At 67.0% G+C, this 25,309-nt stretch carries 25 protein-coding genes; 14 read left to right on the top strand and 11 right to left on the bottom strand.

All coding sequences use genetic code 11. From position 1 onward, the window contains the following. Window positions 1-17 precede the first annotated feature (17 nt). Window positions 18-632, bottom strand: coding sequence for a response regulator transcription factor (locus ACNFJ7_RS07375; protein WP_019367854.1), 615 nt, complete (start codon window positions 630-632; stop codon window positions 18-20). Then, window positions 632-3,214 (bottom strand): PAS domain S-box protein, encoded by a 2,583-nt coding sequence (locus ACNFJ7_RS07370; RefSeq protein ID WP_236704501.1) that lies wholly within the window; start codon window positions 3,212-3,214, stop codon window positions 632-634. Before ACNFJ7_RS07370 ends, ACNFJ7_RS07375 begins: the two co-directional genes overlap by 1 nt. A 351-nt stretch (window positions 3,215-3,565) precedes the next feature. Between ACNFJ7_RS07370 and ACNFJ7_RS07365 the strand changes: the two genes are divergently transcribed. From ACNFJ7_RS07365 to ACNFJ7_RS07355, 3 genes are all read left to right on the top strand, one after another. Further along, a complete protein-coding gene (locus ACNFJ7_RS07365) occupies window positions 3,566-4,984 on the top strand; it encodes an amidohydrolase (RefSeq protein WP_019367856.1) in 1,419 nt (472 codons plus the stop codon). After that, complete coding sequence (locus tag ACNFJ7_RS07360) at window positions 4,984-6,291, top strand: amidohydrolase family protein (RefSeq protein ID WP_026008833.1); 1,308 nt, start codon at window positions 4,984-4,986, stop codon at window positions 6,289-6,291. The genes ACNFJ7_RS07365 and ACNFJ7_RS07360 overlap by 1 nt, the downstream gene beginning before the upstream one ends. A gap of 107 nt (window positions 6,292-6,398) precedes the next feature. Continuing rightward, on the top strand, window positions 6,399-6,767 hold the full coding sequence (locus ACNFJ7_RS07355) for a hypothetical protein (RefSeq protein WP_019367858.1): 369 nt from the start codon (window positions 6,399-6,401) through the stop codon (window positions 6,765-6,767). Here the strand turns inward: ACNFJ7_RS07355 and ACNFJ7_RS07350 are convergent. Continuing rightward, window positions 6,748-7,377, bottom strand: coding sequence for a DJ-1/PfpI family protein (locus tag ACNFJ7_RS07350; RefSeq protein WP_026008834.1), 630 nt, complete (start codon window positions 7,375-7,377; stop codon window positions 6,748-6,750). The two genes, ACNFJ7_RS07355 and ACNFJ7_RS07350, sit on opposite strands and share 20 nt — an antisense overlap. A gap of 94 nt (window positions 7,378-7,471) precedes the next feature. Further along, a complete protein-coding gene (locus tag ACNFJ7_RS07345; RefSeq protein ID WP_019367860.1) occupies window positions 7,472-9,934 on the bottom strand; it encodes a PhoX family protein in 2,463 nt (820 codons plus the stop codon). 159 nt (window positions 9,935-10,093) lie between these two features. Between ACNFJ7_RS07345 and ACNFJ7_RS07340 the strand changes: the two genes are divergently transcribed. The 3 genes from ACNFJ7_RS07340 to ACNFJ7_RS07330 are packed head-to-tail and all read left to right on the top strand — an operon-like array spanning window position 10,094 to window position 11,531. Continuing rightward, the gene (locus ACNFJ7_RS07340; protein ID WP_037512697.1) at window positions 10,094-10,651 is read left to right on the top strand and encodes a hypothetical protein; all 558 of its coding nucleotides are present in this window, start codon (window positions 10,094-10,096) and stop codon (window positions 10,649-10,651) included. Next, window positions 10,648-11,103, top strand: a complete 456-nt coding sequence (locus ACNFJ7_RS07335) for a hypothetical protein (RefSeq protein WP_019367862.1) — start codon at window positions 10,648-10,650, stop codon at window positions 11,101-11,103. Before ACNFJ7_RS07340 ends, ACNFJ7_RS07335 begins: the two co-directional genes overlap by 4 nt. Beyond that, window positions 11,100-11,531, top strand: coding sequence for a hypothetical protein (locus tag ACNFJ7_RS07330; protein ID WP_019367863.1), 432 nt, complete (start codon window positions 11,100-11,102; stop codon window positions 11,529-11,531). Before ACNFJ7_RS07335 ends, ACNFJ7_RS07330 begins: the two co-directional genes overlap by 4 nt. Here the strand turns inward: ACNFJ7_RS07330 and gspD are convergent. The 5 genes from gspD to gspG form a co-directional block, all read right to left on the bottom strand. After that, window positions 11,525-13,606 carry a type II secretion system secretin GspD gene (gene gspD / locus ACNFJ7_RS07325; RefSeq protein WP_026008835.1) on the bottom strand — a complete coding sequence of 694 codons (2,082 nt, stop codon included), beginning with the start codon at window positions 13,604-13,606 and terminating at the stop codon, window positions 11,525-11,527. The genes ACNFJ7_RS07330 and gspD overlap by 7 nt on opposite strands. A gap of 11 nt (window positions 13,607-13,617) precedes the next feature. Then, window positions 13,618-14,415: a type II secretion system protein N gene (locus ACNFJ7_RS07320; RefSeq protein ID WP_019367865.1), complete on the bottom strand. Its 798-nt coding sequence runs from the start codon at window positions 14,413-14,415 to the stop codon at window positions 13,618-13,620. Then, entirely contained in the window at window positions 14,412-14,765 is a 354-nt protein-coding gene (gene gspI, locus ACNFJ7_RS07315; protein WP_019367866.1) for a type II secretion system minor pseudopilin GspI, read from the bottom strand. The genes ACNFJ7_RS07320 and gspI overlap by 4 nt, the downstream gene beginning before the upstream one ends. Further along, window positions 14,762-15,196, bottom strand: coding sequence for a prepilin-type N-terminal cleavage/methylation domain-containing protein (locus ACNFJ7_RS07310; protein ID WP_019367867.1), 435 nt, complete (start codon window positions 15,194-15,196; stop codon window positions 14,762-14,764). The genes gspI and ACNFJ7_RS07310 overlap by 4 nt, the downstream gene beginning before the upstream one ends. A 143-nt stretch (window positions 15,197-15,339) precedes the next feature. After that, entirely contained in the window at window positions 15,340-15,810 is a 471-nt protein-coding gene (gene gspG, locus ACNFJ7_RS07305) for a type II secretion system major pseudopilin GspG (protein ID WP_019367868.1), read from the bottom strand. 45 nt (window positions 15,811-15,855) lie between these two features. Between gspG and gspL the strand changes: the two genes are divergently transcribed. The 4 genes from gspL to ACNFJ7_RS07285 all read left to right on the top strand — a co-directional run bounded on the left by gspL (window position 15,856) and on the right by ACNFJ7_RS07285 (window position 20,310). Next, a complete protein-coding gene (gspL, locus tag ACNFJ7_RS07300; RefSeq protein WP_050990105.1) occupies window positions 15,856-16,968 on the top strand; it encodes a type II secretion system protein GspL in 1,113 nt (370 codons plus the stop codon). Next, window positions 16,965-17,465 (top strand): type II secretion system protein GspM, encoded by a 501-nt coding sequence (gene gspM / locus ACNFJ7_RS07295; protein ID WP_019367870.1) that lies wholly within the window; start codon window positions 16,965-16,967, stop codon window positions 17,463-17,465. The genes gspL and gspM overlap by 4 nt, the downstream gene beginning before the upstream one ends. Beyond that, window positions 17,462-18,931 (top strand): GspE/PulE family protein, encoded by a 1,470-nt coding sequence (locus ACNFJ7_RS07290; protein ID WP_019367871.1) that lies wholly within the window; start codon window positions 17,462-17,464, stop codon window positions 18,929-18,931. The genes gspM and ACNFJ7_RS07290 overlap by 4 nt, the downstream gene beginning before the upstream one ends. Before the next feature lie 152 nt (window positions 18,932-19,083). Then, window positions 19,084-20,310 (top strand): type II secretion system F family protein, encoded by a 1,227-nt coding sequence (locus ACNFJ7_RS07285; RefSeq protein WP_019370354.1) that lies wholly within the window; start codon window positions 19,084-19,086, stop codon window positions 20,308-20,310. A 40-nt stretch (window positions 20,311-20,350) separates the two neighbouring features. Here ACNFJ7_RS07285 and ACNFJ7_RS07280 read toward each other — a convergent pair whose 3' ends face one another. Beyond that, window positions 20,351-20,983 carry a type II secretion system protein N gene (locus ACNFJ7_RS07280; protein WP_019370353.1) on the bottom strand — a complete coding sequence of 211 codons (633 nt, stop codon included), beginning with the start codon at window positions 20,981-20,983 and terminating at the stop codon, window positions 20,351-20,353. Window positions 20,984-21,066: 83 nt separating this feature from the next. Here ACNFJ7_RS07280 and ACNFJ7_RS07275 point away from each other — a divergent pair, with 83 nt between their 5' ends. From ACNFJ7_RS07275 to ACNFJ7_RS07260, 4 genes are all read left to right on the top strand, one after another. Next, window positions 21,067-22,107 carry a penicillin-binding protein activator gene (locus ACNFJ7_RS07275; protein WP_019370352.1) on the top strand — a complete coding sequence of 347 codons (1,041 nt, stop codon included), beginning with the start codon at window positions 21,067-21,069 and terminating at the stop codon, window positions 22,105-22,107. Beyond that, window positions 22,104-22,655 (top strand): type II secretion system protein GspJ, encoded by a 552-nt coding sequence (locus ACNFJ7_RS07270; protein WP_019370351.1) that lies wholly within the window; start codon window positions 22,104-22,106, stop codon window positions 22,653-22,655. The genes ACNFJ7_RS07275 and ACNFJ7_RS07270 overlap by 4 nt, the downstream gene beginning before the upstream one ends. Then, window positions 22,652-23,536 carry a general secretion pathway protein GspK gene (locus ACNFJ7_RS07265; protein ID WP_019370350.1) on the top strand — a complete coding sequence of 295 codons (885 nt, stop codon included), beginning with the start codon at window positions 22,652-22,654 and terminating at the stop codon, window positions 23,534-23,536. Before ACNFJ7_RS07270 ends, ACNFJ7_RS07265 begins: the two co-directional genes overlap by 4 nt. A gap of 72 nt (window positions 23,537-23,608) precedes the next feature. After that, a complete protein-coding gene (locus tag ACNFJ7_RS07260; RefSeq protein ID WP_019370349.1) occupies window positions 23,609-24,193 on the top strand; it encodes a hypothetical protein in 585 nt (194 codons plus the stop codon). Window positions 24,194-24,317: 124 nt separating this feature from the next. On the opposite strand, the gene ACNFJ7_RS07255 is transcribed toward ACNFJ7_RS07260, so the two are convergent. Then, window positions 24,318-25,217 carry a hypothetical protein gene (locus ACNFJ7_RS07255; protein WP_160327957.1) on the bottom strand — a complete coding sequence of 300 codons (900 nt, stop codon included), beginning with the start codon at window positions 25,215-25,217 and terminating at the stop codon, window positions 24,318-24,320. Window positions 25,218-25,309 lie beyond the last annotated feature (92 nt).

The raw sequence follows: 25,309 nt of genomic DNA, 5'->3' as shown, positions 1-25,309 counted from the left end.
GGAATGCGGCCGTAGGTTCAGCTTTTCGGAAACAGCCCGGCGGCGAACGCGATGCGCAGCGCTTCGGACAGACTGCGCACTTCCAGCTTCTCCATCAGGTTGGCGCGATAGATTTCCACCGTGCGTGGGCTGATATCGAGCTCATAAGCGATGATCTTGTTCGAGCGACCTTCGATCAGCCCCTTCAGCACATCGGTTTCGCGCGGCGAGAGCTTGGCGATCTTCGCCTCCGCGCCGGCGACGCGTGCGGCCGCCTCGCTATCCTCTTCGAGACGCGAGAAGGCCTGGTCGATTACCTTCAGCAGGAACTCGGCTTCGTAGGGCTTTTCGATGAAATCGAGCGCCCCCGCCTTCATCGCCTGTACCGCTAGGCCGACATTGCCCTGGCCCGTCAGCACGATGGCGACGAACTTCGGGGACCGATCGAGCTTCACAAGCACGTCGAGCCCGCTCGATCCGGGCATGTGGAAATCGAGCAGCACGACGCCGGGATCCAGTTCGGCGACCTGCGTCAGGAACGCATCCCCCGAACGATAGCCGCGCACGATCAGGTCGGGCCGGACGGACAACAGGCTGTGCAGCGAAGCGCGGACGGCATCGTCGTCGTCAACGATGTAGATGGTTCGGGTCATTATTCTTCACCTTCTTCCACGGCTGGCAAGGTGAAGCGGAACGATGCCCCCCCTGCTGGATCGTTTTCCGCGCTTAGTACCCCGCCATGGCCTTCAATGATACGCTTGCTGATCGAAAGTCCAATACCCATTCCGGCGGATCCTCCCTTCGTGGTGCTGAAACGCGAGAACAAGCTTTCCAAGACGTGCGGCGGAATGCCCGGGCCGCTGTCGGTAACCGTAATCGCGATCAATTGGTCGGGTAGTTTTTCGGAAGTGATTGTTATCTGACGGTCGTCTGGCGCCACCATCTTCAATGCATGCACGGCATTGCGCAACAGATTAACCAAAACCTGCTGCACTTGGATGCGATCCGCGAGGATGAAACGGGCCGCGCGATCGAACTGATAATTGACGCGCAGGTTGAAGTGGCCGGTACCGACCAGCACCAGTTCGACCGCGTCGCGGATCGTGCGCTCGACCGATTCGACCCGCATTTCCACTTCGCCGCGCGCCACGAATGCCCGCAGCCGCCGGATGATCTCGCCGGCGCGCTGCGTCTGTTCGGAACCCATGCGCAGCAGGTCCGTGACCCGCTCGCCGGATTCTCCGCGCTCGATCAGCATGCGCGCGGCTGCCAGGAAGTTGCCCGTCGCGCTGAGCGGCTGGTTCAACTCATGAGCGAGATCGGCCGCCATTTCGCTCATCGCGCTCTGGCGGGACACATGGGCGATTTCGTTGTTGAGCTCGCTCAGCCGCTGATCCGCGGCGACGCGCTCGGTCAGGTCGCGGATGAAGACGGTGATGAGCATGTCGTCATCGCTCTTCGCGGCACCGGCGCGCAGTTCGGCAGGGAAGCACCGGCCGTCCGCAGTCTGCGCGGTGCCGACGAGGACTTCACCGATCAGCCCTTGGCCGGTTTCAATGAAGCGGCGGAATACGGACTCGTTGGGCTCCTGCTCTTCCTCCGGTACCAGCATGGTGAAGTTGCGCCCGACCACTTCGCTGGCGCGATAGCCCCACAGGCTTTCGGCAGCGGTGCTGAACTGCAGGATGGTGCCCTGCGCGTTGACCACGATCATCGCGTCGGGAACGGTTTCCAGCACCGTGCGCAGCTGCGCCTCGCGACGGCGGAGCGCCACCTCGCGTTCGTCCCGCTCGGTGATGTCGAGCACCGCGCCGACCACCCGCACCAGCGCGCCTTCGTTGTCATAGAAGCACCGAGCCGATCCCTCGAGCGTGCGCCCGGTCGCGCCGCCCTTTATCAGCCGATAGCGGAAGGAAACCCGCTCGGAGCGTTCCGGCACGGCCCGAAGCACGGTTGTGCGCAGGCTCTCCAGGTCCTCCGGCAGCACATGCTCCCGCCAGGAATCGAGCGTGGAAAGCGCGCCGGGGGCGAGCCCCAGGCGCTGCTCCATTCCGGGGGACCATTCGATCCGCCCGCTCCCCAGATCCAGGTCGAAAATGCCCAGTTCATGCGCGGCGGTGGCCTGCGCCAATCGCTCCTCGCTGGCGCGCAGCGCCCGCAGCGCTGAAACGCGCTCGGAGATGTCGATGATGTTGTGCACGACGACTTCCGGACGGCCGGAAGCATCGAAATGCTGCAGCCGCTCGATCACATGGATCTCGCTTCCGTCCTTGCGCTGTTCGATCAGTTCCTGCGCGCCATCGGCGTCGGGCAGCGAATAGCTGTTCTGCCAGCTGGGGCATTGCGCCCGCAACAGCATGTACTTGTTCTGGCCCAGCGCCTCGTCTTCGCGCCAGCCGTAAAGCTGTTCGCAGCCGCGCGACCAATGGAGGATGGTGCCGGCGGGATCGGTGATGATCACGATCGCGCTGTCCAGCGCCACGGAGAGCTCGGCGCGCGCCGCCTGTTCGCGGCTGACCCGGTGGACGGCCCAGAAGGAAACCAGACCGATTGCGATCAGGTTGAACAGGATCAGCACGATCTGCCCGAAGGTGGAGTTGCCATGGGAGCCCCGCTCCAGTGCTAGTTCGATCATCGCCGGCAGCGCGGGCAGGATGATTGCGGCGGCCACCACGGCCTGAATGCGGACCGGATCGGAGCGTTCCACCCGCCCCAGCCGCGAAACCGCGGCGTTGCGCCCGAACAGCACCGCGGCGGTGATGGAAAGCGCCATCACGGTACCCGGTACCGATGCGCGCAACCCTATGTTCAGCTTGGCGGGATCGCCGGAAACGAGCAGCATCGTCGCCGATGCCACCGCCAGCGCGAGCGGGGCCATGGCGATCAGAGGCGCGACATCCCGCAGCAATTGTCGGCGGCTCCGTCGTGCGAGCACGGCAAGGGGGAGCATCAGGAAATTGACGATCGCATTCACGCCCGGTCGGCCGGCATGGACGTGCGCGGCGTGCCGCGCGACGCCGCTGGCAAAGTCGATCCCAAAATCGAAGCCGTCGTCGATCAGCGGTTGCAGGGTCGCGCCGATGGCGATCATGAGCGGCACCGCCAGCAAGAAGCGAGCGAGACGCGGGCGTTCGCCGCTGTCTGCGAGGACGCCGGTCGCCAGGAAGCCATAGGCAAGCGCCGTCAGCGGCCAGATCGGATGCGTGCCTGGGACGAACTGATAGAGGATGGGCAAGCCGAATGCCCAGCCTGACAGCGCAACGGCGCTGCAAAGCATTGCAAACAGGGCCAGCCCCTTGGCCACAGTCCTGCTCCTGCGCGATGGACGGAAGCCCATCGGATAATATTGTTCTTCAACGCGCAAACCACCTGCCCCTGCACAGGTCGAAGCCGAGGGCCACGAGCATGCTAGCATCCGTTATATCAAAGCGAAAAGCCATAGGGACTGATCCGTATGTGGCGGAGTTGCGCGATTTCTTTTCCGGTGTGGCGGCGCGCGCTTGCCAAAACTCCTGTCTGCGGCGATCAATCCTACCGGGGCAAATCAGAACCTTGCGAGGAGTCACGCTTGATTAGAACATTGGCGATGGTGGCCGCATGCGCCGCCCTGGTCGGCTGCGCGGGGGATGGCGGCCGCCCATCCACCGCCGCCAAGGCAGCATCCGGACAGGGGGCGGGACAAGGCAAGGGGCCGGGGATCGGCAAAGGCTATAGCCACGATCCCTTTCCTTCCACCTACCGGGCCTATGCCGGCACGCCGACGCTGGTGACCAACGTCACCATCTTTGATGGCGAAGGCGGGCGGATCGAACGCGGGGCGGTGCTGTTCCACGACGGCAAGATCGTGGCGATCGGGCAGAATCTGGCGGCGGACGCCGGCGTGACGGTGATCGACGGGCAGGGCAAGTATCTGACGCCGGGCGTGATCGATATTCACAGCCATCTGGGCGATTATCCCTCGCCCGGTGTCGATGCGCATTCCGACGGCAACGAGGCGACCGGGCCGGTCACCGCCGATGTCTGGGCCGAACACAGCGTCTGGCCGCAGGATCCGGGCTTCGGCCGCGCGCTGACGAACGGCGGAGTGACGACGCTGCAGATCCTCCCAGGATCGGCCAATCTGTTCGGCGGCCGATCGGTGGTGCTGAAGAACGTCTATGCCCGCACCATGCAGGGGATGAAGTTCCCCGGTGCCCCCTATGGTCTGAAGATGGCGTGCGGCGAAAACCCCAAACGCGTCTATGGCAGCCGCGGCCGCCAGCCCTCCACGCGCATGGGCAACGTCGCCGTCGATCGCCAGACCTGGGCGAAAGCGGTCGAATACAAGCGTCGCTGGGACAAGTATGAGAAGGACGGCGGCGAGCCGCCCGCGCGCGACATCGCCATGGATACGCTGCGCGGCGTGATCGAAGGCGAGATCCGGGTGCAGAACCACTGCTACCGCGCCGACGAAATGGCCATCGTGATGGATATGGCCAAGGAGTTCGGCTACCATGTCTCGGCATTCCACCACGCCGTGGAAGCCTATAAGATCTCCGACCTGCTGAAGGCGAACAACACCTGCGCCGCCGTCTGGGCCGATTGGTACGGCTTCAAGATGGAGTCCTACGACGCGGTTCCGGAGAACCTCGCCATCCTGGAGAAGGAAGGCGCTTGTGCGATGATCCATTCGGACGACGCGAACGGCATCCAGCGGCTGAACCAGGAAGTTGCCAAGGCGCGCGCTTCCGCGCTGCGCGGCGGGTTCCAGATCAGCGAGGAAGAGGCGTGGAAGTGGCTTTCCTACAACCCCGCGCTGGCACTGGGCATCGCCGATAAGACCGGTAGCCTGAAGCCCGGCAAGATGGCGGACGTGGTGCTGTGGAACGGCAATCCGTACAGCGTCTATACGCGGCCCGAGATGGTGTGGGTCGATGGTGCACTGCTCTACGATGCGAAGGATCCCAAGCGCCGACCGGTTTCCGATTTCGAGCTCGGCCAGCCGGGTGAGGGGGATGTGAAGTGATGAAGAGCATGTTTCTCGCCGCCGCGGCCTGTATCGGACTTGCGGCGCCTGCGATCGCGCAGGATGTGGCGATCACCAACGCCAAACTGGTAATCGGCGACGGCTCCGCGCCGGTCGAGGGCGGTACCGTGGTGGTGCGCGGCGGCAAAGTCGTTGCCGCCGGCCGCGGCGTGGCAGTGCCCGCGGGCATGCAGGCGATGGATGCGGGCGGACGCTTTGTCACGCCCGGCATTTTCGCCGGCTTTACCCGCATGGGCATTGTCGAGGTCGATGCCGTCGGCCCGACCAACGACGCGTCGGCAGGAAATTCGCCGTTCAACGCCGCGCTCGACGTGGCACCGGCGGTGAACCCGCGCGCGACGCCGATCGCGATCAACCGGGCAGAGGGCGTTACCCGTGCCGTCGTTGCGCCGGAAGCCAGCAAGGGATCGATCTTCGCCGGCCAGGGCGCGGTGATCGATCTGCGCAGCGATCTGCACACGGTTGCGCGGCCGCGGGCGTTTCAGTTCATGGAATTCGGCGAAAGCGGCGGCCAGCTGGCGGGTGGCAGCCGTCCGGCGGCGGTGGCGATGCTGCGCAACGTCTTCGCCCAGCTGCGCGATTTCGCCCGTAACCCGGCAAGCTTTGCGGACCGGGGCAAGGATGCCTTCCTCACCCGCGCCGACGCCGAGGCGCTTGCGCCGGTAGTGCAGGGCAAGGTGCCGCTCCTCGTCCATGTCGAGCGCGCATCTGACATCCTGGTGCTGCTGGACCTTAAGCGCGAGACGCCGGCGCTGAAGCTGGTGCTGATCGGCGCAACCGAAGGCTGGACGGTGGCGAAGGAAATCGCCGCCGCGGGCGTGCCGGTGATCGCGAATGCGCTGACCGATCTTCCCGTGAGTTTCGAACAGCTTGCCGCCACCCAGTCGAACGTCGGGCGGATGCAGGCGGCGGGCGTGCTGGTCGGCATCGGCACGATCAACGACGACGAAGCGCGTCAGGCGCGGCTGGAGAAGCAATATGCCGGCAATCTGGTGGCGCTGACCCGCGTGCCGGGCGCGACCGGGCTCGACTGGAACGCGGCCTTCGCCGCGATCAGCTCGAAGCCTGCTGAGGCGATGGGCATGGGCGAAAGCTATGGATCGCTGCGCCCCGGCCGGGCCGGCGACGTGGTGGTGTGGGACGGCGATCCGCTCGAGATCGGCAGCGCGCCCGTAAAGCTGTTCGTCGACGGCATCGAACAGTCGCTGGCCACACGCCAGACGCGCTTGCGCGATCGCTACTGGAAGCCCACCGAAAGCGCGCTGCCCAAGGCCTATGAGCGGTGAAGGCACGGGATCGATCCGGAACCTTCACAATCGCAGATGCTTTGGCGGCATGATGGACCAAACCCGGCGCGGATCCCTCCGCGCCGGGACATCTGGAGAATAGAGCCATGACCAAGCCGATCCTTCTTCCAGCCCTGGCGCTGCTGGCGCTGGCCGGGTGCCAATCGGGCGGCGAGGCGACCGGCAATGCCGCCGCCGATACCGCAGCGGAAAGCAACGCCGTGGTCGACAATGGTGATGCCGGCAACAACGTCGCCGCGCAGGTGATCGCGATGAATGATGCGCAGCGCAACGTTGTCTTCATCCGCGCGATCATGGATGCGGGGCTCACCTGCGAGCATGTCGACAAGTCGGAGCGGCTGCCCGATCAGGACGGCAATCCCCTGTGGCGCGCCAACTGCCAGGGCGGTGCGGCGCACATGATCACCATCACGCCGGACGGCACCGCCAAGATCGTCAGCCGTACCGACCGGTAACGGTGGCGTCGGCGAGAAGGAACGGAGCGACGACCCCAAGCGTGCGGGCGACCGTTTCCTCCTTCTCGCCCACCGGCGCGACATAATGGATCGCCTCGCGCGCGGCCGCTTCTCCAGCGGCGCGCGCGATCATCCAGGCGGCCAGATATTGCGAGGCGAGACAGCCGCCTGCGGTGGCGACATTGCCGTGCGCCACGAACGGCGCATCAAGAACGTCCACGCCCGCTTCGATCACCCAGGGCTTGCTGGTCAGGTCCGTGCAGGCGGGCAGGGTGGCGATGAGTCCCAGCCGCGCCAGCAGCAACGTACCCGAACATTGTGCGCCGATAAGCTGGCGTGCCGGATCGAGGCGGATCTCGCCCAGCAGGTCTGCATCGGCGGCGATCTCGCGCGTCCTGATTCCGCTGCCGATCAGCACGGCATCGGCCTCTGCCGCGAAGGCGAGCGGCTTCTGACGGTGGATTGTAACGCCGTTGAGCGACGTCACTCGCTCGGTCGGCGAGGTGATATGGGCAGTCCAGCCGCGCGGCCGCAGGCGATTGAGGATCGCGGCGGCGATAAACGAATCCAGTTCGTTGAACCCGTCGAACGTCAGCACTGCAATTTGCATCATCGTCTCCCGCTCGCCCAGACTGTACGCGCTGATACAAAAAAGGGGAGGCCCTGGCGGACCTCCCCCTTACGATTGGTCGTGGCGTACCGGATCAGAGGCCGACGACGCCGCCGTCATTCTTGGTGATCACCACCACGGCCGAGCGCGGGCGGATCGTCTTCGCGACGGTGCCGCCGGCTTGGGTGTCGGGCCAGTTGCTGGTCGGCGCCGCGGGTGTGCCGCCTTCGCCGGGGTGCTGGATGCCGACGAACAGCGTGCGCCCATCCGGCGTCGAATCCACGCCGGTGATCTCGCATTCGATCGGGCCGACCAGGAAGCGGCGGAGATTGGCGCCCGGCGCCGCGCCGATGCGGGTCGCTTGGGTGGCGGTGACGCCGCCCGAGCCGGTGTTGGTGATGGTGCGTGCGCCGCCATCGCCTACCGTGCCCGGCTGGGCCGCCAGCATCATGCAGTTGGTGACGTCAGTATAGGCGCCGTCGTCGGTCTGCAGCCACAGCATCGGCTTCACCTGGCCGCCGGCATGGCTCGCACGGGCGAACATCAGGCCGTCGGGGCTGGAGAAGTCGTTGCTGTCGTCGAGCGACGAAAGGTTGATGTTGGTCTTGTCCAGGTCGGCGCCGGCGCCAAAGCCATAGATGTCCCAGGTAAAGCTGGTCGCCTCGGTCGTGGCTTCCTTGATGCGGATGATGTGCCCGTTCGGGTTGCCATACTGCGCCGAACCCGCCTTGGGGTCGTTATAATGGCGGGGATTGGCGGCGTCGGTGCCGTTCAGCGGACGACCAGCGGCGTTGTTGTTGGTGAGGGTGAGGTAGATCTCGCCCGTCACCGGGTTCGCCGCCGTCCATTCTGGGCGATCCATCGGCGTCGCGCCCAGCTTGTCGGCGGCGAGACGGGTGTTCACCAGCACGTCTGCCTGATCCGCGAACGGATAGGCGGCGTTGCTCGCGTCCAGGCCATTCTGGCCGTAGACCAGCGGCAGCCAGGTGCCGGTACCGTCGGCGTTGAACTTGGCGACATACAGCGTGCCAGCATCGAGATATTTGTCGCCGATCGCCAGGCGGTCGGTCGCATTCGCATCGGCTGCTGCCCAGGCAGTCGCCGAGACGAACTTGTAGAAGTATTCGCGGCGCGAATCGTCGCCCATGTACCAGGCCGGCTTCCGACCAGCGACGAATGCGCCCGGCCAGCAGCCCTCATGCCCCATGCGGCCCAGCGCGGTGCGCTTGCGCGGCGTGGAGGTCGGTGCATAGGGATCGACTTCGACAACCCAGCCGAACTGGTTCGGCTCGTTGCGGAAATCGCCGGTGGCGGCACCCGTTCCGGCGCGCGCATCCCAGCGGCGGAACAGCGTGTTGGTGCTGTCCGCGGCCACCACGGTCGACCAGCCATAGCTGCCCGTGCTGCTCGTCACGCCATAGCGGCTGAGCGCAGTGAGCTCCTTCGCGGTGCGGTTCGCAGTGTCGCCGCTGCGGCGGAAATAGCCGGCCCAATTCTCTTCGCAGGTCAGCGAGGTGCCCCAGGGCGTGTAGCCGTTGGCGCAATTGTTGATCGTGCCGCGGCCGGCCACGCCGGTGGGCGAAAAGACGGTCTTGAGCAGATCGGAGCCACGTGCCGGGCCGTTGAACACCATCGGCGTCGCCGGCGTGATCCGCCGGTTGAAGGTCGAATCCTGCTTTACGCTCCACACGCGGTTCGCGCCTTCGACGACTTCGGTCACCGACACGCCGTGGCAGTCGATTTCCTTCTGCGCTTCGGATTCAGGCCGCGCGCCATTGACGGTGGTGGCGCCCGCGACGTGCAGATACTGATCGTTGATGTTCTCGTGGTTCTGCACGAGCAGGCCGCGCGTCGAGCTGGTCTCGTCGCGCGTGCCGGTAGCGCTGAGGCCGAACCAATAGAGCGCGTCGCCATGGTCTCCGATGCGCTGGGCGAAGTTGGTATCGGTGCCGTCATTCTTGTAGGCGGGCACGCCGGCCGCGATCGGATCGCCGGTGCGGTTGATCACGCTGACGGTGTAGCCGGTCGGCACGGTTACAACGTCCAGCTTGTTCTTGGCGACCGCGGTGAAGCCCAGTGCCGGCGGATTCACCGTCACGGTGGTCTCGGCCCAGCGGGTCTGCCCCGTCGAATCGATAGCGGCGAAGCGGAAGCGGAAATCGGTTGCCGCGGCGACAACCGGTGCCATGAAAGAGACGGTGTTGCTGTTCGGATTGGCCAGGGTGATCAGCGGGCCGCTCGCCTGCGTCCAGGCGATCGTCGCGATCTGCTTGTCGTCGGTTGCGGTGCCGTTCAGCGTCACCATGCGGCCGGAGGACGTGGTCACGGCTCCGCCGGCCGTTACCGTCGGCGCCGCATCGCTGCTCATGTCGTTGTTGTCGCACGCGGCGAGCACCGAACCGCCCATCGTGGCGGCGACGATCGCGCTCGATCCGCGCAGCAAGGTGCGACGCGAATAACGCTGGTCTGCCAGGTCGTTGAGCGAGGTCGCGGTGCTGTGATTGGTATCTACATCGCCGTCGGTATAGCCGAACGACGTTTCGGTTAGGTCGGTCATCGAATCCCCCTCTAGTATCCGGGACATGGGCACGGAACGCCTCTCGCCCATGGGGAAGGGACATGAAGGCATGATGGAGCGGGGGTTGCGGATCGATGTCGAATCGCGGTCAGTCATGTGACACTTGCGAAGCCGCCGCAGCAGGTTAAGCGCGGACAGATGACGCCGGATGCTTCCGATCCCGATCCTCTGCCCCCCCGTCTCAGCCTAGTAGGCCATGCGGCGGCCAGGCTGCGGGCACGGATGGGATCGCGATCGGAGCTTGAGGCGGGCCCCCTTCCGGCCACCCGGCCTCGCCGGATCGCGTTGATCCTGCCCCTCGTCCTTGCTGCTGGCCCGCTCGCGACGATCGCGGGCGCGGCGCTGTTGACACGCGCTGCCCGGCAGGAAGAGGCACGGATCGCCACGGCCTTGGCGCCGCGCATGGACGCCGAGCAGGAACGCAGCCGGGCGCGGCAATGGTTGCGCCAGGCGATCGAGCAGCCGGGGCCGGCCGCCATGATCGATCGGCTGGCGGCGGCTCTGCCGGCCGATGCTACGCTGCTCCGAGTCGAACGGCGGGCCGACGCGCAGCTCGAAATCGAAGTCGCGACCAGCGATCCCGATGCGCTCCGGGCCGCGCTCCGGCGGACGGCGGCCCTTTCCGGCCTGCGCGACGTGCGCCAGCGGGAAGCCGAGGGGCGGACGATCGTGCTGCTGCGGCGGGCGGGCGCATGACGCGGCGGCCGATCCTGTGGGGGACGTTGGCGGGGCTGCTGCTGGTCGCTCTGCTAGCGCCCTTGACGGGGATGGCGATCGGCGCCCTTTCCAAGGCGCGGTTGGAGAAGGCGATCGTTGCCGGGAAGGCGGCGGCGCCCATCGAGGCGGCTGCCGTGATGTCGCCGGCGCTCGCCTTCCCCGCCGCCCAGGCGGAGGCAATGATCGCCGCGCGGATCGAACGGCTGGCGCGGAGCGGGGGCGTGCTGGTGGAAGCGATGGCGCCGGCAAACGCGCGCCCGCCGCTGGTCATCATCACGCTGCGCCTGTCCGGACCGGAAAAGGCCGTCGTCGCGCTGGCGGACGCGATCGAACGTGAGCGCCCGGTTCTCCGCTTCCGCAGCTGGCGGATGGTGCCGGCGGAAGGTGGCGGCGTGCGGTTAAGCGCCGAACTGATCGGGGCGGTGCGATGATGCCGCGCGTGCACTGGATCGCGCTGGGCGGCGCGGCTCTGGTGGCGATAGCAATGCCGCTGCTGTTGCTTCGCCCTGCCGCCGCACCGTCCCTGCAGTCTGCCCGCGCGCTGCCGCCGCTTGTGACGCCGATCGAAGTCCCGCTCACCCATGCATTCGATCGGCCGCTGTTCGCGGATGCGGCCCCGGAGGACAATGCGCTGCCGCCCGACGCTCCGCTACTGACGGGCATCGTCGGCCGGCTCGGCAGCGATGCGGTGGCGCTGGTCCGCACCGCGCAGGGCACCAGCCGTTCGCTCGCGATCGGGGACAGCGTCGATGGTTGGCGGCTCGAGTCGCTTTCGATCGACGCCGCGCTGTTCAGCCGCGGTGGCCAGCGGGCGCGGGTTCCGCTACCCGCCGCCGACCCAGAACCGACGGCTCAGTAGATCCCGTCGATCTCCACCTTCAGCCGCGCCGGCGGCGGCGCGAGCAGCAGGCTGTTGCGCCGGCCGTTCTCCGCCTCGTCGGCCCGCAGCCGGGCATAACGATCCTTGGCGGCCGCGCTGGCATCGGCGCCGTCGCGCAGGATGGTGGGCTTGAGGAAGATGAACAGGGTGCGCTTCTGGCGCTGTTCGCGGCGGCTTTTGAATAACTCGCCGATCAGCGGGATGTTGCCCAGGATCGGCACCTGCTGGCGGGTGTCCTGATAATCGTCCGCCGTCAGGCCGCCGAGCACGATCGTCGAGCCATTATCCGCCAAGACGGTGGTGTTGATCGCGCGCTTGTTGGTGATGATGTCAGAGGCCTGCGACACGGTGGTGCTGGCGATAGCGGATGCTTCCTGGTTTACCTGCAGGCGGATCGTGTCGCCCGCATTGATCCGCGGCAGCACGCGAAGCGTAATGCCCACATCCTTGCGCTCGATCGTGTTGTAAGGCGTCGCCGAACTGGTGTTGGTGAGGATCGATCCGGTGACGAACGGCACGTTTTGGCCGGCGATGAACTCGCCTGCGACATTGTCCAGCACCGTGATCTGCGGCGTGGACAGCAGGTTGGCGCGCGTCGAAGTGCCCAGCGCCTGGAGCAGCACCGAGAAATCGTCGCCGATCTTGAAGTTGCCGGTGAAGCCGGTGGCGCCGGTGCCCAGAAGCGTGCCCGCCGGCACGCCCAGCGCAGTAAGGATCGTGCCGAGCGAGGTGCCGCCGGCAGTGAATGAAGTGCCGGCGCCGAGCCGGTCCAGCACCGCGCCGCTGGTGCCGATCTGCACCGCCAGCGCCTCGGCATCGTCGCCGGTGATCTCGGCGATTGCGGCTTCGATCAGCACCTGCGGCCGGCGTACGTCGAGATCGCGGATCAGCGGTTCGATCGAGGCGATCGCGCTGGGCGCGCCGCGGACGACGATGGCGTTCAGCTCCGGCGCGGGTTGCACCGTCAGCTCCGGCGTCGAGAATCCCTTGGGAGTCTGCGGCGTTGTCGACTGCATCGTGGGCGTGGTCGTGCCGGTTGCTGCCTGCACCCCGGCGCCGCTGGTCGTGTTGCTGGTGCCGGTGGTGCCGGCTGCGCCCGCCGCGGCAGCGGAAAGGCTGCTTTGTGCCGCCAGCCGGGCGAAAGGATTGGCGTTCGCGCCCGAAAGGCTGCTCGCGACCGGATTGTCGACGCTCTCGCCCAGACCGAGTACGCCGCGCAGTACTTCCGTCACCGTCTCGGCATCGGCATAGTTCAGGCGGAGCATTCGCGTGATCGGCGTTGATCCGCCCGGCAGATCGAGCGAGGCGACGATGCGGCGGCCTTCGGCGACCGATGCGGGCGTGCCGCGCAGGATCACGGTGTTGCTGCGCTCGTCAGCGGCGACGCGGGTTCCGCTGGCCTGATCGCCGCCCAGTACGTTCTGCACCGCCTGGGCCACGGCCGGCGCGCTGCCATTCTTGAGTGCAATTGCGGCGAAGGTGGCGCCGCCGCCGCCGTCGAGCTGGCGGATGATCGATTCAATGCGGCGGACATTGTCGGCATAATCGGTGATGACGACAGCGTTGGGCGCGGTTAGCGGCTCGACGCTGCCGAAGCTCGCCACCAGCGGCCGGGCGATGCGGGCGGCATCGGCAGAGGGGACGTTGGACAGGCGCACCATCCGCGTCACCAGCTCCTGGCCGGCAATGCCGCGCGCGGGCACACCCCCGTCGCGCACGGCATTGGCTGCCGGCACGATCCGCCAGGCACGGCCGGAGCGCACCGCCGCATAGCCATTAGCGCGCAGCACCGACTGAAAAAGATCCCACACGCCGCCCGGGGTAAGCGGGCTGGACGAGGTAACGGTCACTACGCCCTTCACGGCGGGATCGAGGATCAGAGTGCGGCCGGTGATTCGAGAGATCTGGTCGGCGACGTCGGCGATCTCCACCCCGCGCATATTGATTACCACATCGGCGGCATCCTGCGGCGCGGCCGTCTGCGCCGTTACGACCAGCGGATCGAGCAGCATCGGCGACAGGGCGAGGCAGGCAAGGGCGGAGCGAATCTTCACGGGCTCTCTCTTCAACGGAGCGGAACGGTAAGCGTGATCCGCCTGCCGTCACGCAAAATCTGAACTTGTGCGGAGCCGCTCTGCTGCGCGGCGGCGAACGCGGCATTGGCCGCTTGCCCATCAGACAAGGGCGTACCGTTAACCGAGGTGATAACGTCGCCGGCCTGCATGCCCGGCGGGCCTCCGGTGCCGATCCGGAATCCTTCCGCCGTGGGCGTAGCGCCGAACTTTTGCAACACGGCGGCGCTGTTGCCCGGCAGCGGGGCGGGCGGCGCACCCGGCGGCGGCGTGAGCTGGGCCGGAGCCGCGGGCTGATTCGGGGGTGCGGCCGCTGCGGCCTGTCGCTGTTCGGGCGACAGGGTGGGATCGGGAAAAGCGAGGAATTCGCGCTGGCCGCCATTGTCGAACAGCACACGATCGCGTTGAATGGCAGCAATCGTCGCGCCGTTCACCGCTTCGCCGACATGGAAGGATTGAGGCGGCGCACCATTCACGGCGATGAACGCGGCGGACAGTTCGGCTGGAATCGCTGCCACGATACCCTTGAGTTCGAGTGGCAGCGTAGTCGGCTGCGGCGCATCGACCACCACCGCCTTGCCGAACGGCGCCAGCGCGATCGCGGCGCTCATATCGGGTGCGACGGCGGGGGCGCTCCGGCCCGACGGTACCGTGATCGCACCGGTGCCGGCATGGCCGGCAATCCGCCATGTCAGCCCGGCAAGCGCGATAGCGACCGAGACAACGACGGCGCCGGTCAGCAGATCGAGCGCGGTGCGCGTCTGGCGCGGATTGAGAGACAGACGATTCATTCCCTTCGCCCGTCCACGAAGCCGTCGAGCGATGCAAGCGGTGTCTTCTCGGCGGCAGGAAACACGTTGATCCGCACCCGCACGATTTCAGGATCGCTGGTACTGCGACGATCGACCGCGATGCGCCAGCGTTCGCCCAGCATCTCTACCTGCGGGGTGCCGCCGATGCCCGCTTCCAGTTCGGCCAGCCGGTTTTCGGCCACCCACATGGCGGCGGCGCGGCGCTCCAGCCCACGCGTCGAATCGATATGCGTCTGCACGGTGCGCATCAGGCCGACCGTTGCAATGGCGAGCACCGCCAGCGCCACGAGAGCCTCGATCAGCGAGAAGCCGCTTTCGTCCCTTGTCACGATACTGGCGCCGGTACTGCAGTGGCGGTGAGCCCATCATAGCGGACGATCCAGCGCTGGCTGCCATTTTCGACCGTGGCGGCCAGCGGGCGGCCAGAACCATCGACGCCGAGCACCACCGGCGGGCGGACGTCAAGCGTGACGGTGATGCCGGCAGGCAGCGTGTGCGGCGCCAGCGCATCGTCGGTGCGGGGGATCATCTTGCCGTCCATACCGATCGTGGCGAAGCCATAGCCGTGTTTTTCGGCGGTGAAAGCGATCAGTCGATCGCCGAGCATCGCGTCGTCGGCGGCGGCCTGCAGGCGGGAGGCGAGGCGGCGCGCTTCGGTCTCCACGCTGGGTTTGCGGGTAGCCGCACCGATCCCCAGCGTCACCGCGCCCGCGGCCACGGCGATGATCGCGAGAACGATCAGCATTTCGATCAGCGTCATGCCGGTTTGGGAAGGTGCGACGGCGAGGTTCCTCATCCGCCCATGGGAGAGGCTGAGGGAGGGGCCGAGATGGAAAAAGCGGCGATCTGCTTCAGCCCTCTCCCCAATGGGCAGGGGAACACAGAACGTCCCCCCGAGCGGCATCAGCCCTTGCCTTCAAGGTCGGCATCCACGCCTTCGCCACCGGGCTTGCCGTCTTTCCCGAACGAGCGAATCGCGAAGCCGCCGCCTTCGGACTTGTATTCGTAGGGCTTCCCCCAGGCATCCAGCGGCGCGTCGGAGAGATAACCGCCCTGCGCCCAATTAGCGGGCACCGGCGGCAGCGTGGGTTTCTCGACCAGCGCTTTCAGGCCCTGTTCGGTCGAGGGATACTCGCCGTTGTCGAGGCGGTACATCTTCAGCGCGCCTTCGATGCTGGCGATGTTGCCCTTGGTGGTGGTAACCCGCGCCTCGTCCGGACGGCTGATGACGTTGGTGGTAATGAGGCCAGCGACCACCGCAATGATCACGAGCACGATCAGCATCTCGATCAGCGTCAGCCCGGCTTCATGCTCCTCGACCTGGAGGTGCTTGCGTGCGAAGCGCTGCGATGCGATGTCACAAAATGGTTTCAAAACTATGCGCATCCCCGCCCCATGCGTCCATCCCATGAAGCTTCCATGACACACGGCGTCCGATCGCCGGAACCGCCGTCACCGCACGCCGCGGGCTTGTGGACGCTGGCGGGCGACCGCCTGATCATAGTCGACGCCGATGGGCCCGCAACCATCCTCGTGCCGACGGAGCGCGTGCGCCTGCTTGCGGTCGACCTGCCGTTGCCGAATCGAGCCCGACGGCTGGCGGCGCTGCCCTTCGCGATCGAGGACCAGGTGGCAGAGCCGATCGATGTGCTGCACTTGGCGCTGGGCGGGAAGCTAGATCCGCTAGAGGCGCCGGCGCGCTATTTGGTCGGCGCGGTTCGCGACGAGACCATGGCCGATTGGGTTCGCCTTGCCGAATCGCAGGGCCTTGGCGACGCGGCGATGGTGCCGGACGCGTTGCTGCTGCCCCGACCGGGGCAAGGCTGGACGGTCGAGATTCGTGAGGGCCGGGCGCTCGTACTCGCAGCCGATGGAACCGGATTCGCGCTACCCGCCCCGTTGCTGCAAGCCGCCTGGGAAGCGGCGGGATGCCCGCGGCTCTACCATTTGGGCGAACCAGTCGGCGCGGAAATGCCGGTACAGGCTACATCCCCGGATCCGCGCACGCTGCAGGCGCGTGCTGCTATAGCCAAAGCGGAACTCGATCTGCGACAGGGCGCTTATGCCGTACGGCGCCCGCGGTCGTCCGGCGCCTTGCGCCGACTAGGCTGGATCGTGGCCCTTGGCGCGTTGGCGCATGTCGCGATCGCAGGTGCAGATGCGTTAATGCTAAGCATTATCGCAAAGCGTCGTGCGGCGGAAACGCGCGAATTGGTCGCAATAGCAGCGCCGGGCGTCGATCTTTCAGGCGACTTTCAGGCTCGGGTAACCGATCTGTTGCCTAGTGCCACCGGCGCGCCGGATCGATTCGTGCCGCTGCTGGCCCGGCTTTCCGCCGCGCTGAGTCCGATGGCCGGTTCGCTCTCGACACAAGCGATACGGTTCGAGGGGAATGTGCTGACGATCGATTGTGCGGCCAGTGCGCCGGACATGGCGACGCGAATCGCGGCAGCGTTGCGCGGGGCGAACATCAAGGGGCAGGCAACGGCCTCGCCAGCAGGGACGATCCGCATTACGGCGAGCGCGCTATGAGGGATTTCATTCGCACGCAGCTGCCGACGCTGGATGCCGGGCTGAGCCGCGGCGGCCAATGGTGGCAGGCGCGCTCCTCACGCGAGCGCGGGATGCTGGCGGTGCTGATCGTGCTGCTTGTAGGGTTGCTGTTCGTCTATGGCGTGGTCAAGCCGATCCAGGGTGCGCGGGCGGCCGCGCTGGCGGACATCCGCACCTACGAGACGCTGAAAGCCCGCATTCGCGCAGCCGGCACGCTGACGACGGCTCGGCCGCAGCGCCGCACCGGCGCCCCCGCGGACATCGTCACCCAATCGGCCGGAGGTTTCGGCGTCGCGTTGACCACTGCGCCGATCGACCGCGGCGTGCGCGCCAGCGTTGCCGATGCCAGCTATGATTCGCTGGTCAACTGGCTCGCCGATGTGACGACGACCAGCGATCTGCGGGTGCGCACCGTCACTGTGCAGGGCCTCGGCGCGCCCGGGCGTGTTTCGGCCACCGTGGAGCTTGTCCGATGATCATCGCCGACGTGCCGAACCTGCCCTATGGCTTCGCCCGTCGGCACGGCGTGCTGCTCCGCGCTGCGCCCGAGGGGATCGAATGCGTCCATCGTGCCGATGCGGGGTTGGAGGGGCTGCTGGAGGTGCAGCGGCTGGCGCCGGGCGCACGCTTCGTGCGGCTGGAGGGCGCGGCCTTCGATAGCGCGCTCGGGGAAGCCTATGGCGGGGCCGGGGGCGCCGCCGCCGATATCGACCTTGGCGACATGGATCTGGCGGCGCTTGCGGACAGTGCAGCAAGCGTCGACGATTTGCTCGATACGCGAGATGACGCGCCGGTGATCCGGTTGATCAACGCCCTGCTGCTGGAGGCGGTGAAGGAAGGCGCTTCGGACGTGCACGTTGAGACGCAGGAAAAGCGCCTCGTCGTCCGCTTTCGCGTCGACGGCGTGCTGCGAGACATGATCGAGCCGCCGCGGGCACTGGCGCCGCTGCTGGTGAGCCGCATCAAGGTGATGGCGAAGCTCGACATTGCGGAGCGGCGCGTGCCGCAGGACGGCCGCGTGACGCTGCGCATCGGCGGGCACGATGTCGACGCCCGCGTCTCGACCATCCCGACCCAGCACGGCGAGCGGGTGGTGTTGCGTCTGCTGGAGAAGGGCTCGCTCAAGCTCGACCTCTCGGGCCTGGGCATGAGCGAGCGCGACCAAGCGGTGTTCGGCCGGCTGCTCGAGCGGCCGCACGGCATCCTGCTCGTCACCGGGCCCACCGGCTCGGGCAAGACGACGACGCTTTACACCGCGCTTACCCGGCTCAACGACCGCAAGCGCAACGTCATGACGGTCGAGGACCCGATCGAATATGAGTTGCCCGGCGTGGCACAAACCCAGGTCAATCCGCGCACCGACATGACCTTCGCGCGCGGGCTGCGCGCCATCCTGCGCCAGGATCCGGACGTGATCATGGTCGGCGAGATCCGCGATCAGGAAACCGCGCAGGTGGCGGTGCGCTCGGCGATGACCGGCCATTTTGTGCTGTCGACGCTGCACACCAATAGCGCGGTGGGATCGGTGACCCGGCTGATCGACATGGGTGTCGAACGCTATCTGCTCGCGCCGATGGTGGTCGGGCTGTGCGCGCAGCGACTGGTGCGGCGGCTGTGCCCGAGCTGCCGGCGCGAGGACGTGGCAAGCACGGCGGATTCGGTGCTGCTCGGCGGCGCGTTGCCGGTCGGGGCGCCGGTATGGCGCGCAGTTGGGTGCGACCAGTGCCATGACGAAGGCTATCGCGGTCGGGCCGGGCTGTACGAGGTCGTTGCGGTGGACGACGTGTTCCAGAAGCTGATCCATGATGGTGCCAGCGAGGCAGAGATCGAACGCCATGCGCGAAGGGATAACCCCAGCCTGCTCGATGACGGCGTGGCAAAGCTGCAGATCGGGGTGACCACGGTGGAAGAAGTCGCTCGCGTCGTGAGGGACGAGGCGTGACCGCTGCCGCCCGCGTTCCCCTTCCGCTTGCGGGAGGGGCTAGGGGAGGGGCTGAAACCGTACAGCGCTTCTTCCACGTCATCCCCTCCCCCGACCCCTCCCGCAAGCGGGAGGGGAGCGCACGCTGCGGCGTTCGACAGGGGAGGATCTGAATGCCCGCTTTCGCCTATCGCGCGGCCGATCGCAGCGGTGCCGCCAAGCGCGGCGTGATCGAGGCGTCCAGCCCCGCCGCCGCCCGCGCGCTGCTGCGCGAGCAGGCGCTGCTGCCGCTCTCGGTTGAACCTGCCGCTGAGCGCGGGCGCTCAATCGGGTCGATCACCCTGCCGCGCTTCGGCCGCAGCGGGGTGAGCGCCCGCGCGCTCGCCACCGTCACCCGGCAGATCTCGACGCTGGTCGGCTCGGACATCGCGATCGAGGAGGCGCTGCGCCTTGTCGCCAACCAGTCGGAGCAGCCGGCGGTAAGCTCGTTGCTGCTCGACGTGCGCGGCGCCATCCTGGACGGGCGCAGCTTCGCCGCCGCGCTGGCGCAGCATCCCAAGGCCTTCCCCGAATTCTACCGCGCCTCGGTTGCGGCGGGAGAGGCGTCCGGGCGGCTGACCGACGTGCTCAACCACCTCGCCGAGTTCGTCGAAAATCGCCAGGCCAATGGCCAGAAGCTGCAACTCGCATTGCTCTATCCGGCGCTGCTCGCACTGGTCTCCGTCGGAATGATGGTGCTGCTGATGGTCTATGTCGTGCCGGACATCGTGAAAGTGTTCGTCTCGCGCGGTGCCGATCTGCCGTTACTCACTCGCGCATTGATCGCGATCAGCGCATTCCTGCAGGCCTTCGGGCTCTACCTGCTGATCGCCATCGGCGTTGGCTTCATCGCCTTAGGGCGGTGGCTGCGGGTGCCGGCCAACCGTCTGCGCGTGCACCGGTTTTTCGCCGAGCGCCGGCCGTTCCGCCGATTCAGCCGCCAGATGAACGCCGCTCGATTTGCCGGCAGCCTGGCCACGTTGGTGGGTAGCGCGGTGCCCCTGGTCGAGGCGCTGCATGCCGCTGCGGCGGTTACGCCCAACCACTTCGTGCGCGAAAAGGCGTTTGGTGTGGCGGCGCGGGTGCGCGAAGGCATCAGCTTGCGCGCGGCGATGCAGGAAGCGGACGTTTTCCCGTCGATGCTGGTTGCGATCGTCGCCTCCGGCGAAAGTTCGGGCAAGCTCGCCCCCGCGCTCGGGCGCGCCTCGGGCGAACTGGAGCGCGAGCTGGACGCGCTGGTGGCGACGCTTGTCGCTCTGGTCGAGCCGCTGGTGCTGCTGGTGATGGGCGGCCTGGTGCTGCTGATGGTGCTGGCGATCCTGCTGCCGATCATCAACCTCAACAATCTGGTGGGCGTGTAAAGGCGCTCTTCGGCGGGGAATCGCCTTTAAGGCTTTCAGTTCACAGCTGCCCCTGGATCCGAAGACCGCCGGGTACCCCAAGAAACGGCAGGGCCGTCGCGCCGTCACGGCTCACGCCCAGATCGAGCGCACCGTCTTCGCTGAGGACGGCATCGAGCAGCACCTGCCGGCGCTGCGTGGACGGCGCCAGCCGGATCGTCGTGCGCGGGCCAACATGTTCGGCGGTAAGCAGCAGGGCGGGCACCGCTGTTGCCGCGCCGCCGCTCTTGGGGCTGCAACTGCCCGGATCAGTCGTGACCTTGCCGTCGAGCATCTGCGTGCCGCCGCCGACAGCGATCCGCGCCATTTCCACCTGCATGACCAAGTCGCAGGTGAAAGGCAGATCCGGTTGGATCGCCTGGAGCAGGCTCGCGTCCGCGGCGCCGCTGACATGATCCAGCACGGTGCGCCCGCCGGCATGCACCAGCAGCCGGCCGCCGAGATCGGTATCCGGCCCTGTCGCCTTCCAGTCGGCAGCGAACGCCAGGCTCGTCAGCGAACGCAGCGGCGCCATCTGCCAGGTAAATCGGCTGCCGCCTGCGATGCCTACTTCGCCGTTCCAGATCGTGCCGGCGACGCCCGTGCGCCACGGCGCGTTTCGGACGAGCAGGCTCGCCGGTGCGGTTACGAGCATGGCGAGGGCATAGGCCCCTATGCCGAGGCCCGCGAAGACGATAAGACGCCGACGTGCCTCATTCGCTGAATCCGGAGTCGGCAATGGACCGTCGGTCCCTGCTGCGGTTGCTGCCCTCGGGCCTCGTCCTATCCGCGGCATCGGTCTCGCTTCCTTCGTTCGCGTGGGCGGGCGAGAAGAAGGACAAGCGCCCCATCGCCCTGGTGCTGCCGCTCACCGGACCGCGAGCGGAACTCGGCCGTAGCATGCGCCAAGCGGCCTTGCTCGCGGAAAACGCCGATTTCGTGCTGAGTTTCGATACCGGCGGCACGGCAGAGGGGGCCGCCCGCGCCGCCGGCGAAGCGCTGCGGCGTCACCCGGCGATGATTCTGGGCCCGCTGACCGCGGCGGAACTTCCGGCGGTGGGGAGCACCGTGGCGAACCGAGTGCCAGTCATTGCGTTCAGCAACGATTCGGTGCTGCGCCAGCCGGGCGTGTGGATATTCGGCATCACCGCTGCCCAGGTGACGAGTGCGGTGCTCCGCTACGCGCGCACCCGCGGGGTGCGATCGGTGGTAATGATCGACGATGGCTCGCCTTGGTGCGCTGCCGCTAGCCTTGCGGCGGGCCGGATGGAGCAGGAGATCGGGCTGCGGCTGCGGGTGCTGCAGGTCACGCCGGACGAGCCGCTGCCGGCCGCTGGCGATTCGCCCGATGCCGTGCTGTTGCCCGGCAGCGGCGAGGGAGTCCTGGCCGCGGCACGGGCGCTGCGGGGCAGCGGCGTGCAACTGCTGGGCACGATCCAAGGGCTGGATAGCCGGCCGGAGGCACTGGAAGCACTGGACGGCGCTTGGCTCGCCTGTCCCGATCCCGGCGGGTTCGCGTCGTTCGCGCAGGCGTTCGAAGCCCGGAACGGCGGCGATCCGGGTACGATCACCGCACTCGCCTATGACGCGGCGGGTGTCGCCAACAAGCTGCGCGAGGCCAATGCCCTGAACATGGCCGGCCTGGTCGATGCCCGCGGTTTTCACGGCGTCACGGGTCCGGTGCGGTTCCGCACCGACGGCTCGGTAGCGCGGGATTTCGCGATCGTAGTCGCCTCGCGTGACGGCTATGCCAGCGTGGCGGTGAGTTCGGGATCGTGAATCAGCGCCGCGAAGCCGGCGAGGCCGGCTTCACGTTGATCGAGCTGATGATTTCGCTGGGGCTGTTCGCGTTGATTGCGGCGGCAGGCCTGGCGCTGGTGGACGGCATCCTGCGCGTGAACGGGCGAACCGAGGCGCGGCTGGATCGGCTGGCCGCGCTGCAGCGGACAATGTTCGTGCTGACGAGCGATCTCGATCAACTTGCCAGTGGCCCAGTAACCGGCGGGGGGGACGCGTTGTCGTTCCTGCGCACCGCGCCGGGTACCGGCGGCGTCACCGCACGGGTACAATATGCTGTAGCTGGGGGGGGGCTGGTGCGGGTGGCGCCCGCACCGCAACTTTTATTGCCGGGCGTTGTGACCGCGCGGTGGCAATTCTGGGATGGCGCATGGCGCGACCGGTGGCCGGTGGACGACAGCGAGGAAGCCAAGCAGCGCTGGCCGCGGGCGATCGCGCTGGACCTGCAGGCGGCAGGGCCGAGTGGCGCTCCGGTGAGGCTTCACCGGGTGGTGACGTTGCCGACGCGCGCGCAAGAGGCTCCGCAGTGAACGCCCCCAAGGTGCGCGGCGACGACCAAGCTGGGATGATCCTGGTCAACGTGCTGATGTTCGTCGCGATCGCCAGCGGGCTGGTGCTGCTGATGGTCAATCGCGAGGAACTTGCGCTCGACCGCGGGCTGCGCATGCGCGAGGCGGCGCGGGCGCAGGCGATCGTTCGCGGGGGCGAGCTTTCCGCGCTGGTGGCGCTACGGCGCGATGCGGAAACGGCCGGCGACGTTGATCATCGCGGCGAGCCCTGGGCGAAGCTTGCCGAGAACGCCGCGCCGATCGAAGGGGGCACGTTCGATCTCGCGATCGCGGATGCCGAGGGACGGTTCAACATCAATTCGGTTCGCACCGGTGAGGCGGGGGCGGTGGTGTTGCTCCAGGAAATCGCCAACGACATCGGCATGCCGCCCGAGCAGGTGGTGGCCGCGATCCAATATGTCCGGCTGCAGGGGCCGGTGACCGATCTGCGTCCGCTCCGGCTTGCAGGCATCGCGCCGAAGATGGCCGATCAGCTGGAACGGGTGGTGACGGCGCTGCCCGGCATCACCGCGATCAACCTGAATGCCGCCGAGCCCGAATTGATGCGCATCCTGTTCAAGGATCCGCTGATCGCCAGCCGCCTCGTCGCCATCCGCGCGCGCCAGGGCTACCTGACCCTGAAGGACCTGAACGATCAGCACGTCACCTTGCCCTGGGGCACCTCGTTCAAATCGAACAGCTTCTGGGTGCGAACCGGCGCCACGATCGGATCGACCCGGCAGCAGGAAGCAACGCTGATCCAGCGGCGGCGGAACGAGGGAGGAAAGATGGAAGTCGTGGCCGTGGAGCGCTGGCGCAATGCCGCCGTACCGCCGGGCGTGCCAGCCTTTGGCGCGCGGTGAACGGTTGAGATTACCCGCCGTTTCTGGTCAGGTCGCCGGCATGAACCTGCTGGAGCCGCAACCTTGGTCCTGATGCGCCTGTTCGGCCGGGGAGAGATCCGCCGTTGGCGCGACACGCATGTGGCGCTGGCGCGGGCGGTGCTGCAACAGGCCGCGGCGGACTTGGTCGAGGCGCTGGATACCGAGCTTTCCCAAGCGGATTGGCAGGATGGCCTGATCGAGCAGACGCGCTTCGTTGCCACTCGGATTGCGCCGGTGGTGCGCCGGGTCGTCGATCCGCTGGCACGGCGAGTGATCGAGGAGGCGGACCGGACCTTGCAGCCGATCGCCTTCTATCCGCTACACTGGCGACCGCAGCCCATCGACACGAACCTGATGCGCGACATGATGGAGGAACTGGGCGACTGGGCCGCCGCGGGCGGCGCCGCGCTCTCCGGCATCATGCGAGGCGCGGCGACAACGCTGCCGCTCGGCGGGGCGGTCGGAGGGACAAGGGCAGGCGACTGGATGCGGCTTCGTGCCGAGGCCCGGCTGCGCGCGAAGGTCCATGCCTATATCAACGCCACCGTGGTGAAGGGGCCGAAGGGGCGGCCATCGATGCTGGAACACGTCACCGAATTGCTGCGCGAAGCGGCCAAGCACGCGCGGCCGCTCTGAAGCAATTCACCGCGGGTGAAGACGCTCTAGGTGGAAGAATGCGCAACCAGCCGCGATGTCTATCAATGGCAGCGGACGCATCTTGATTTGAACTACCGAAGGTTCGTCGGGAGCAGGCTTTCAGCTACTGGTTCCGTCCGATCATGATAATGTTACCCGTGCGCGGGTCGAGCCCATTGGCGACGATTTCCAGCTTGGGCTCGTAAACCCAGACATCGCCCGAACCCTGCAGATCGAAACCATAGCTGATGTGATCGGCATCCTTGTGAATTGGGCCGGTCTCGATCAGAACCGGCGTCCAACCGTGGTTTCCCCCGAAAGGTACGGCGTTGGTGTTGCCGCCGTTCAACAATCGATTGGTTTCGGTCCTTCGCGCTTTCAATTGACCGCGTTGCTGGTGCCATTGAGTTCCGGCGGCCAGCCAGAAGCTGACCTGCTGCGCTCCTCCGGTGGCGACCCATGCGGTGAACCGCAGACGGTGCCCTCGATAGGGGGTGGCGTGGACGATACGCCGGAAGCCGGCAAACCTGTCGATGCCGCCGCTCCCGCCGACGCACATCGGCCTATTGTTCGATGGTGCGCGAAAGACATACTGATCCATCCCGACGCCGATGCGCTGCCAGAAGGCGGGACCGGTGATCTGCTCGGCATTGGGAGCGGCAATGTACCCCGATGGGCCGTCGGGGATGATGGCCATGTATTTGGCCACCTGCAGCCCTGAGTGGGGGTCCGTGTCGTAGCCCGAGCGCAGGTCCACAGCATCGAGGGGATCCCCGGCGACGGGGCGACACCGGCGGGCTCGCCCATTCACTACGATGCCGCTAATCCCGGTGACTACGATCTCGTTGTCGGAATTTTCCACCGCAATCCGCTCGCTGGATTGCGCTAACGATAGGTCCGCAGGCGTCGCCGCAAGTCCGGACCAGGATGCAATCGCCGCGACGAAGAGTGATCTGCGGGGCGCGAGGCGCACATGCCTTCTATCGAGCATCAGCGTAGTGCGGAGGATGCTGCGTATGCACATGATCGTTGCGGGCGCCTTAAATCTCTATGCCGCTCAATACCTTTGAAGTTAAGCGCAACACGACCGCGAGAAGCATAGTAGAAGTATGGTGG

This window comes from Sphingomonas sp. HT-1, from assembly GCF_048568905.1.
Classification (GTDB): Bacteria; Pseudomonadota; Alphaproteobacteria; order Sphingomonadales; family Sphingomonadaceae; genus Sphingomonas.
The sequence above is the reverse complement of the archived record's forward strand: the minus strand, read 5'-3'. Positions and strand labels throughout refer to the sequence as shown.

Excerpts from the sequence above, each read along its gene's own strand:
- ACNFJ7_RS07365 (WP_019367856.1), top strand. The coding sequence starts at position 3,566 with ATGGTGGCCGCATGCGCCGCCCTGGTCGGCTGCGCGGGGGATGGCGGC.
- ACNFJ7_RS07290 (WP_019367871.1), top strand. The coding sequence starts at position 17,462 with ATGATCATCGCCGACGTGCCGAACCTGCCCTATGGCTTCGCCCGTCGG.
- ACNFJ7_RS07285 (WP_019370354.1), top strand. The coding sequence starts at position 19,084 with ATGCCCGCTTTCGCCTATCGCGCGGCCGATCGCAGCGGTGCCGCCAAG.
- ACNFJ7_RS07280 (WP_019370353.1), bottom strand. The coding sequence starts at position 20,983 with ATGCTCGTAACCGCACCGGCGAGCCTGCTCGTCCGAAACGCGCCGTGG.
- ACNFJ7_RS07355 (WP_019367858.1), top strand. The coding sequence starts at position 6,399 with ATGACCAAGCCGATCCTTCTTCCAGCCCTGGCGCTGCTGGCGCTGGCC.
- ACNFJ7_RS07375 (WP_019367854.1), bottom strand. The coding sequence starts at position 632 with ATGACCCGAACCATCTACATCGTTGACGACGACGATGCCGTCCGCGCT.
- gspL (WP_050990105.1), top strand. The coding sequence starts at position 15,856 with ATGACACACGGCGTCCGATCGCCGGAACCGCCGTCACCGCACGCCGCG.
- ACNFJ7_RS07320 (WP_019367865.1), bottom strand. The coding sequence starts at position 14,415 with ATGAATCGTCTGTCTCTCAATCCGCGCCAGACGCGCACCGCGCTCGAT.
- ACNFJ7_RS07275 (WP_019370352.1), top strand. The coding sequence starts at position 21,067 with ATGGACCGTCGGTCCCTGCTGCGGTTGCTGCCCTCGGGCCTCGTCCTA.
- ACNFJ7_RS07310 (WP_019367867.1), bottom strand. The coding sequence starts at position 15,196 with ATGACGCTGATCGAAATGCTGATCGTTCTCGCGATCATCGCCGTGGCC.
- ACNFJ7_RS07340 (WP_037512697.1), top strand. The coding sequence starts at position 10,094 with ATGACGCCGGATGCTTCCGATCCCGATCCTCTGCCCCCCCGTCTCAGC.
- ACNFJ7_RS07335 (WP_019367862.1), top strand. The coding sequence starts at position 10,648 with ATGACGCGGCGGCCGATCCTGTGGGGGACGTTGGCGGGGCTGCTGCTG.
- ACNFJ7_RS07255 (WP_160327957.1), bottom strand. The coding sequence starts at position 25,217 with ATGTGCATACGCAGCATCCTCCGCACTACGCTGATGCTCGATAGAAGG.
- ACNFJ7_RS07360 (WP_026008833.1), top strand. The coding sequence starts at position 4,984 with ATGAAGAGCATGTTTCTCGCCGCCGCGGCCTGTATCGGACTTGCGGCG.
- ACNFJ7_RS07345 (WP_019367860.1), bottom strand. The coding sequence starts at position 9,934 with ATGACCGACCTAACCGAAACGTCGTTCGGCTATACCGACGGCGATGTA.
- ACNFJ7_RS07350 (WP_026008834.1), bottom strand. The coding sequence starts at position 7,377 with ATGCAAATTGCAGTGCTGACGTTCGACGGGTTCAACGAACTGGATTCG.
- ACNFJ7_RS07330 (WP_019367863.1), top strand. The coding sequence starts at position 11,100 with ATGATGCCGCGCGTGCACTGGATCGCGCTGGGCGGCGCGGCTCTGGTG.
- gspM (WP_019367870.1), top strand. The coding sequence starts at position 16,965 with ATGAGGGATTTCATTCGCACGCAGCTGCCGACGCTGGATGCCGGGCTG.
- ACNFJ7_RS07260 (WP_019370349.1), top strand. The coding sequence starts at position 23,609 with ATGCGCCTGTTCGGCCGGGGAGAGATCCGCCGTTGGCGCGACACGCAT.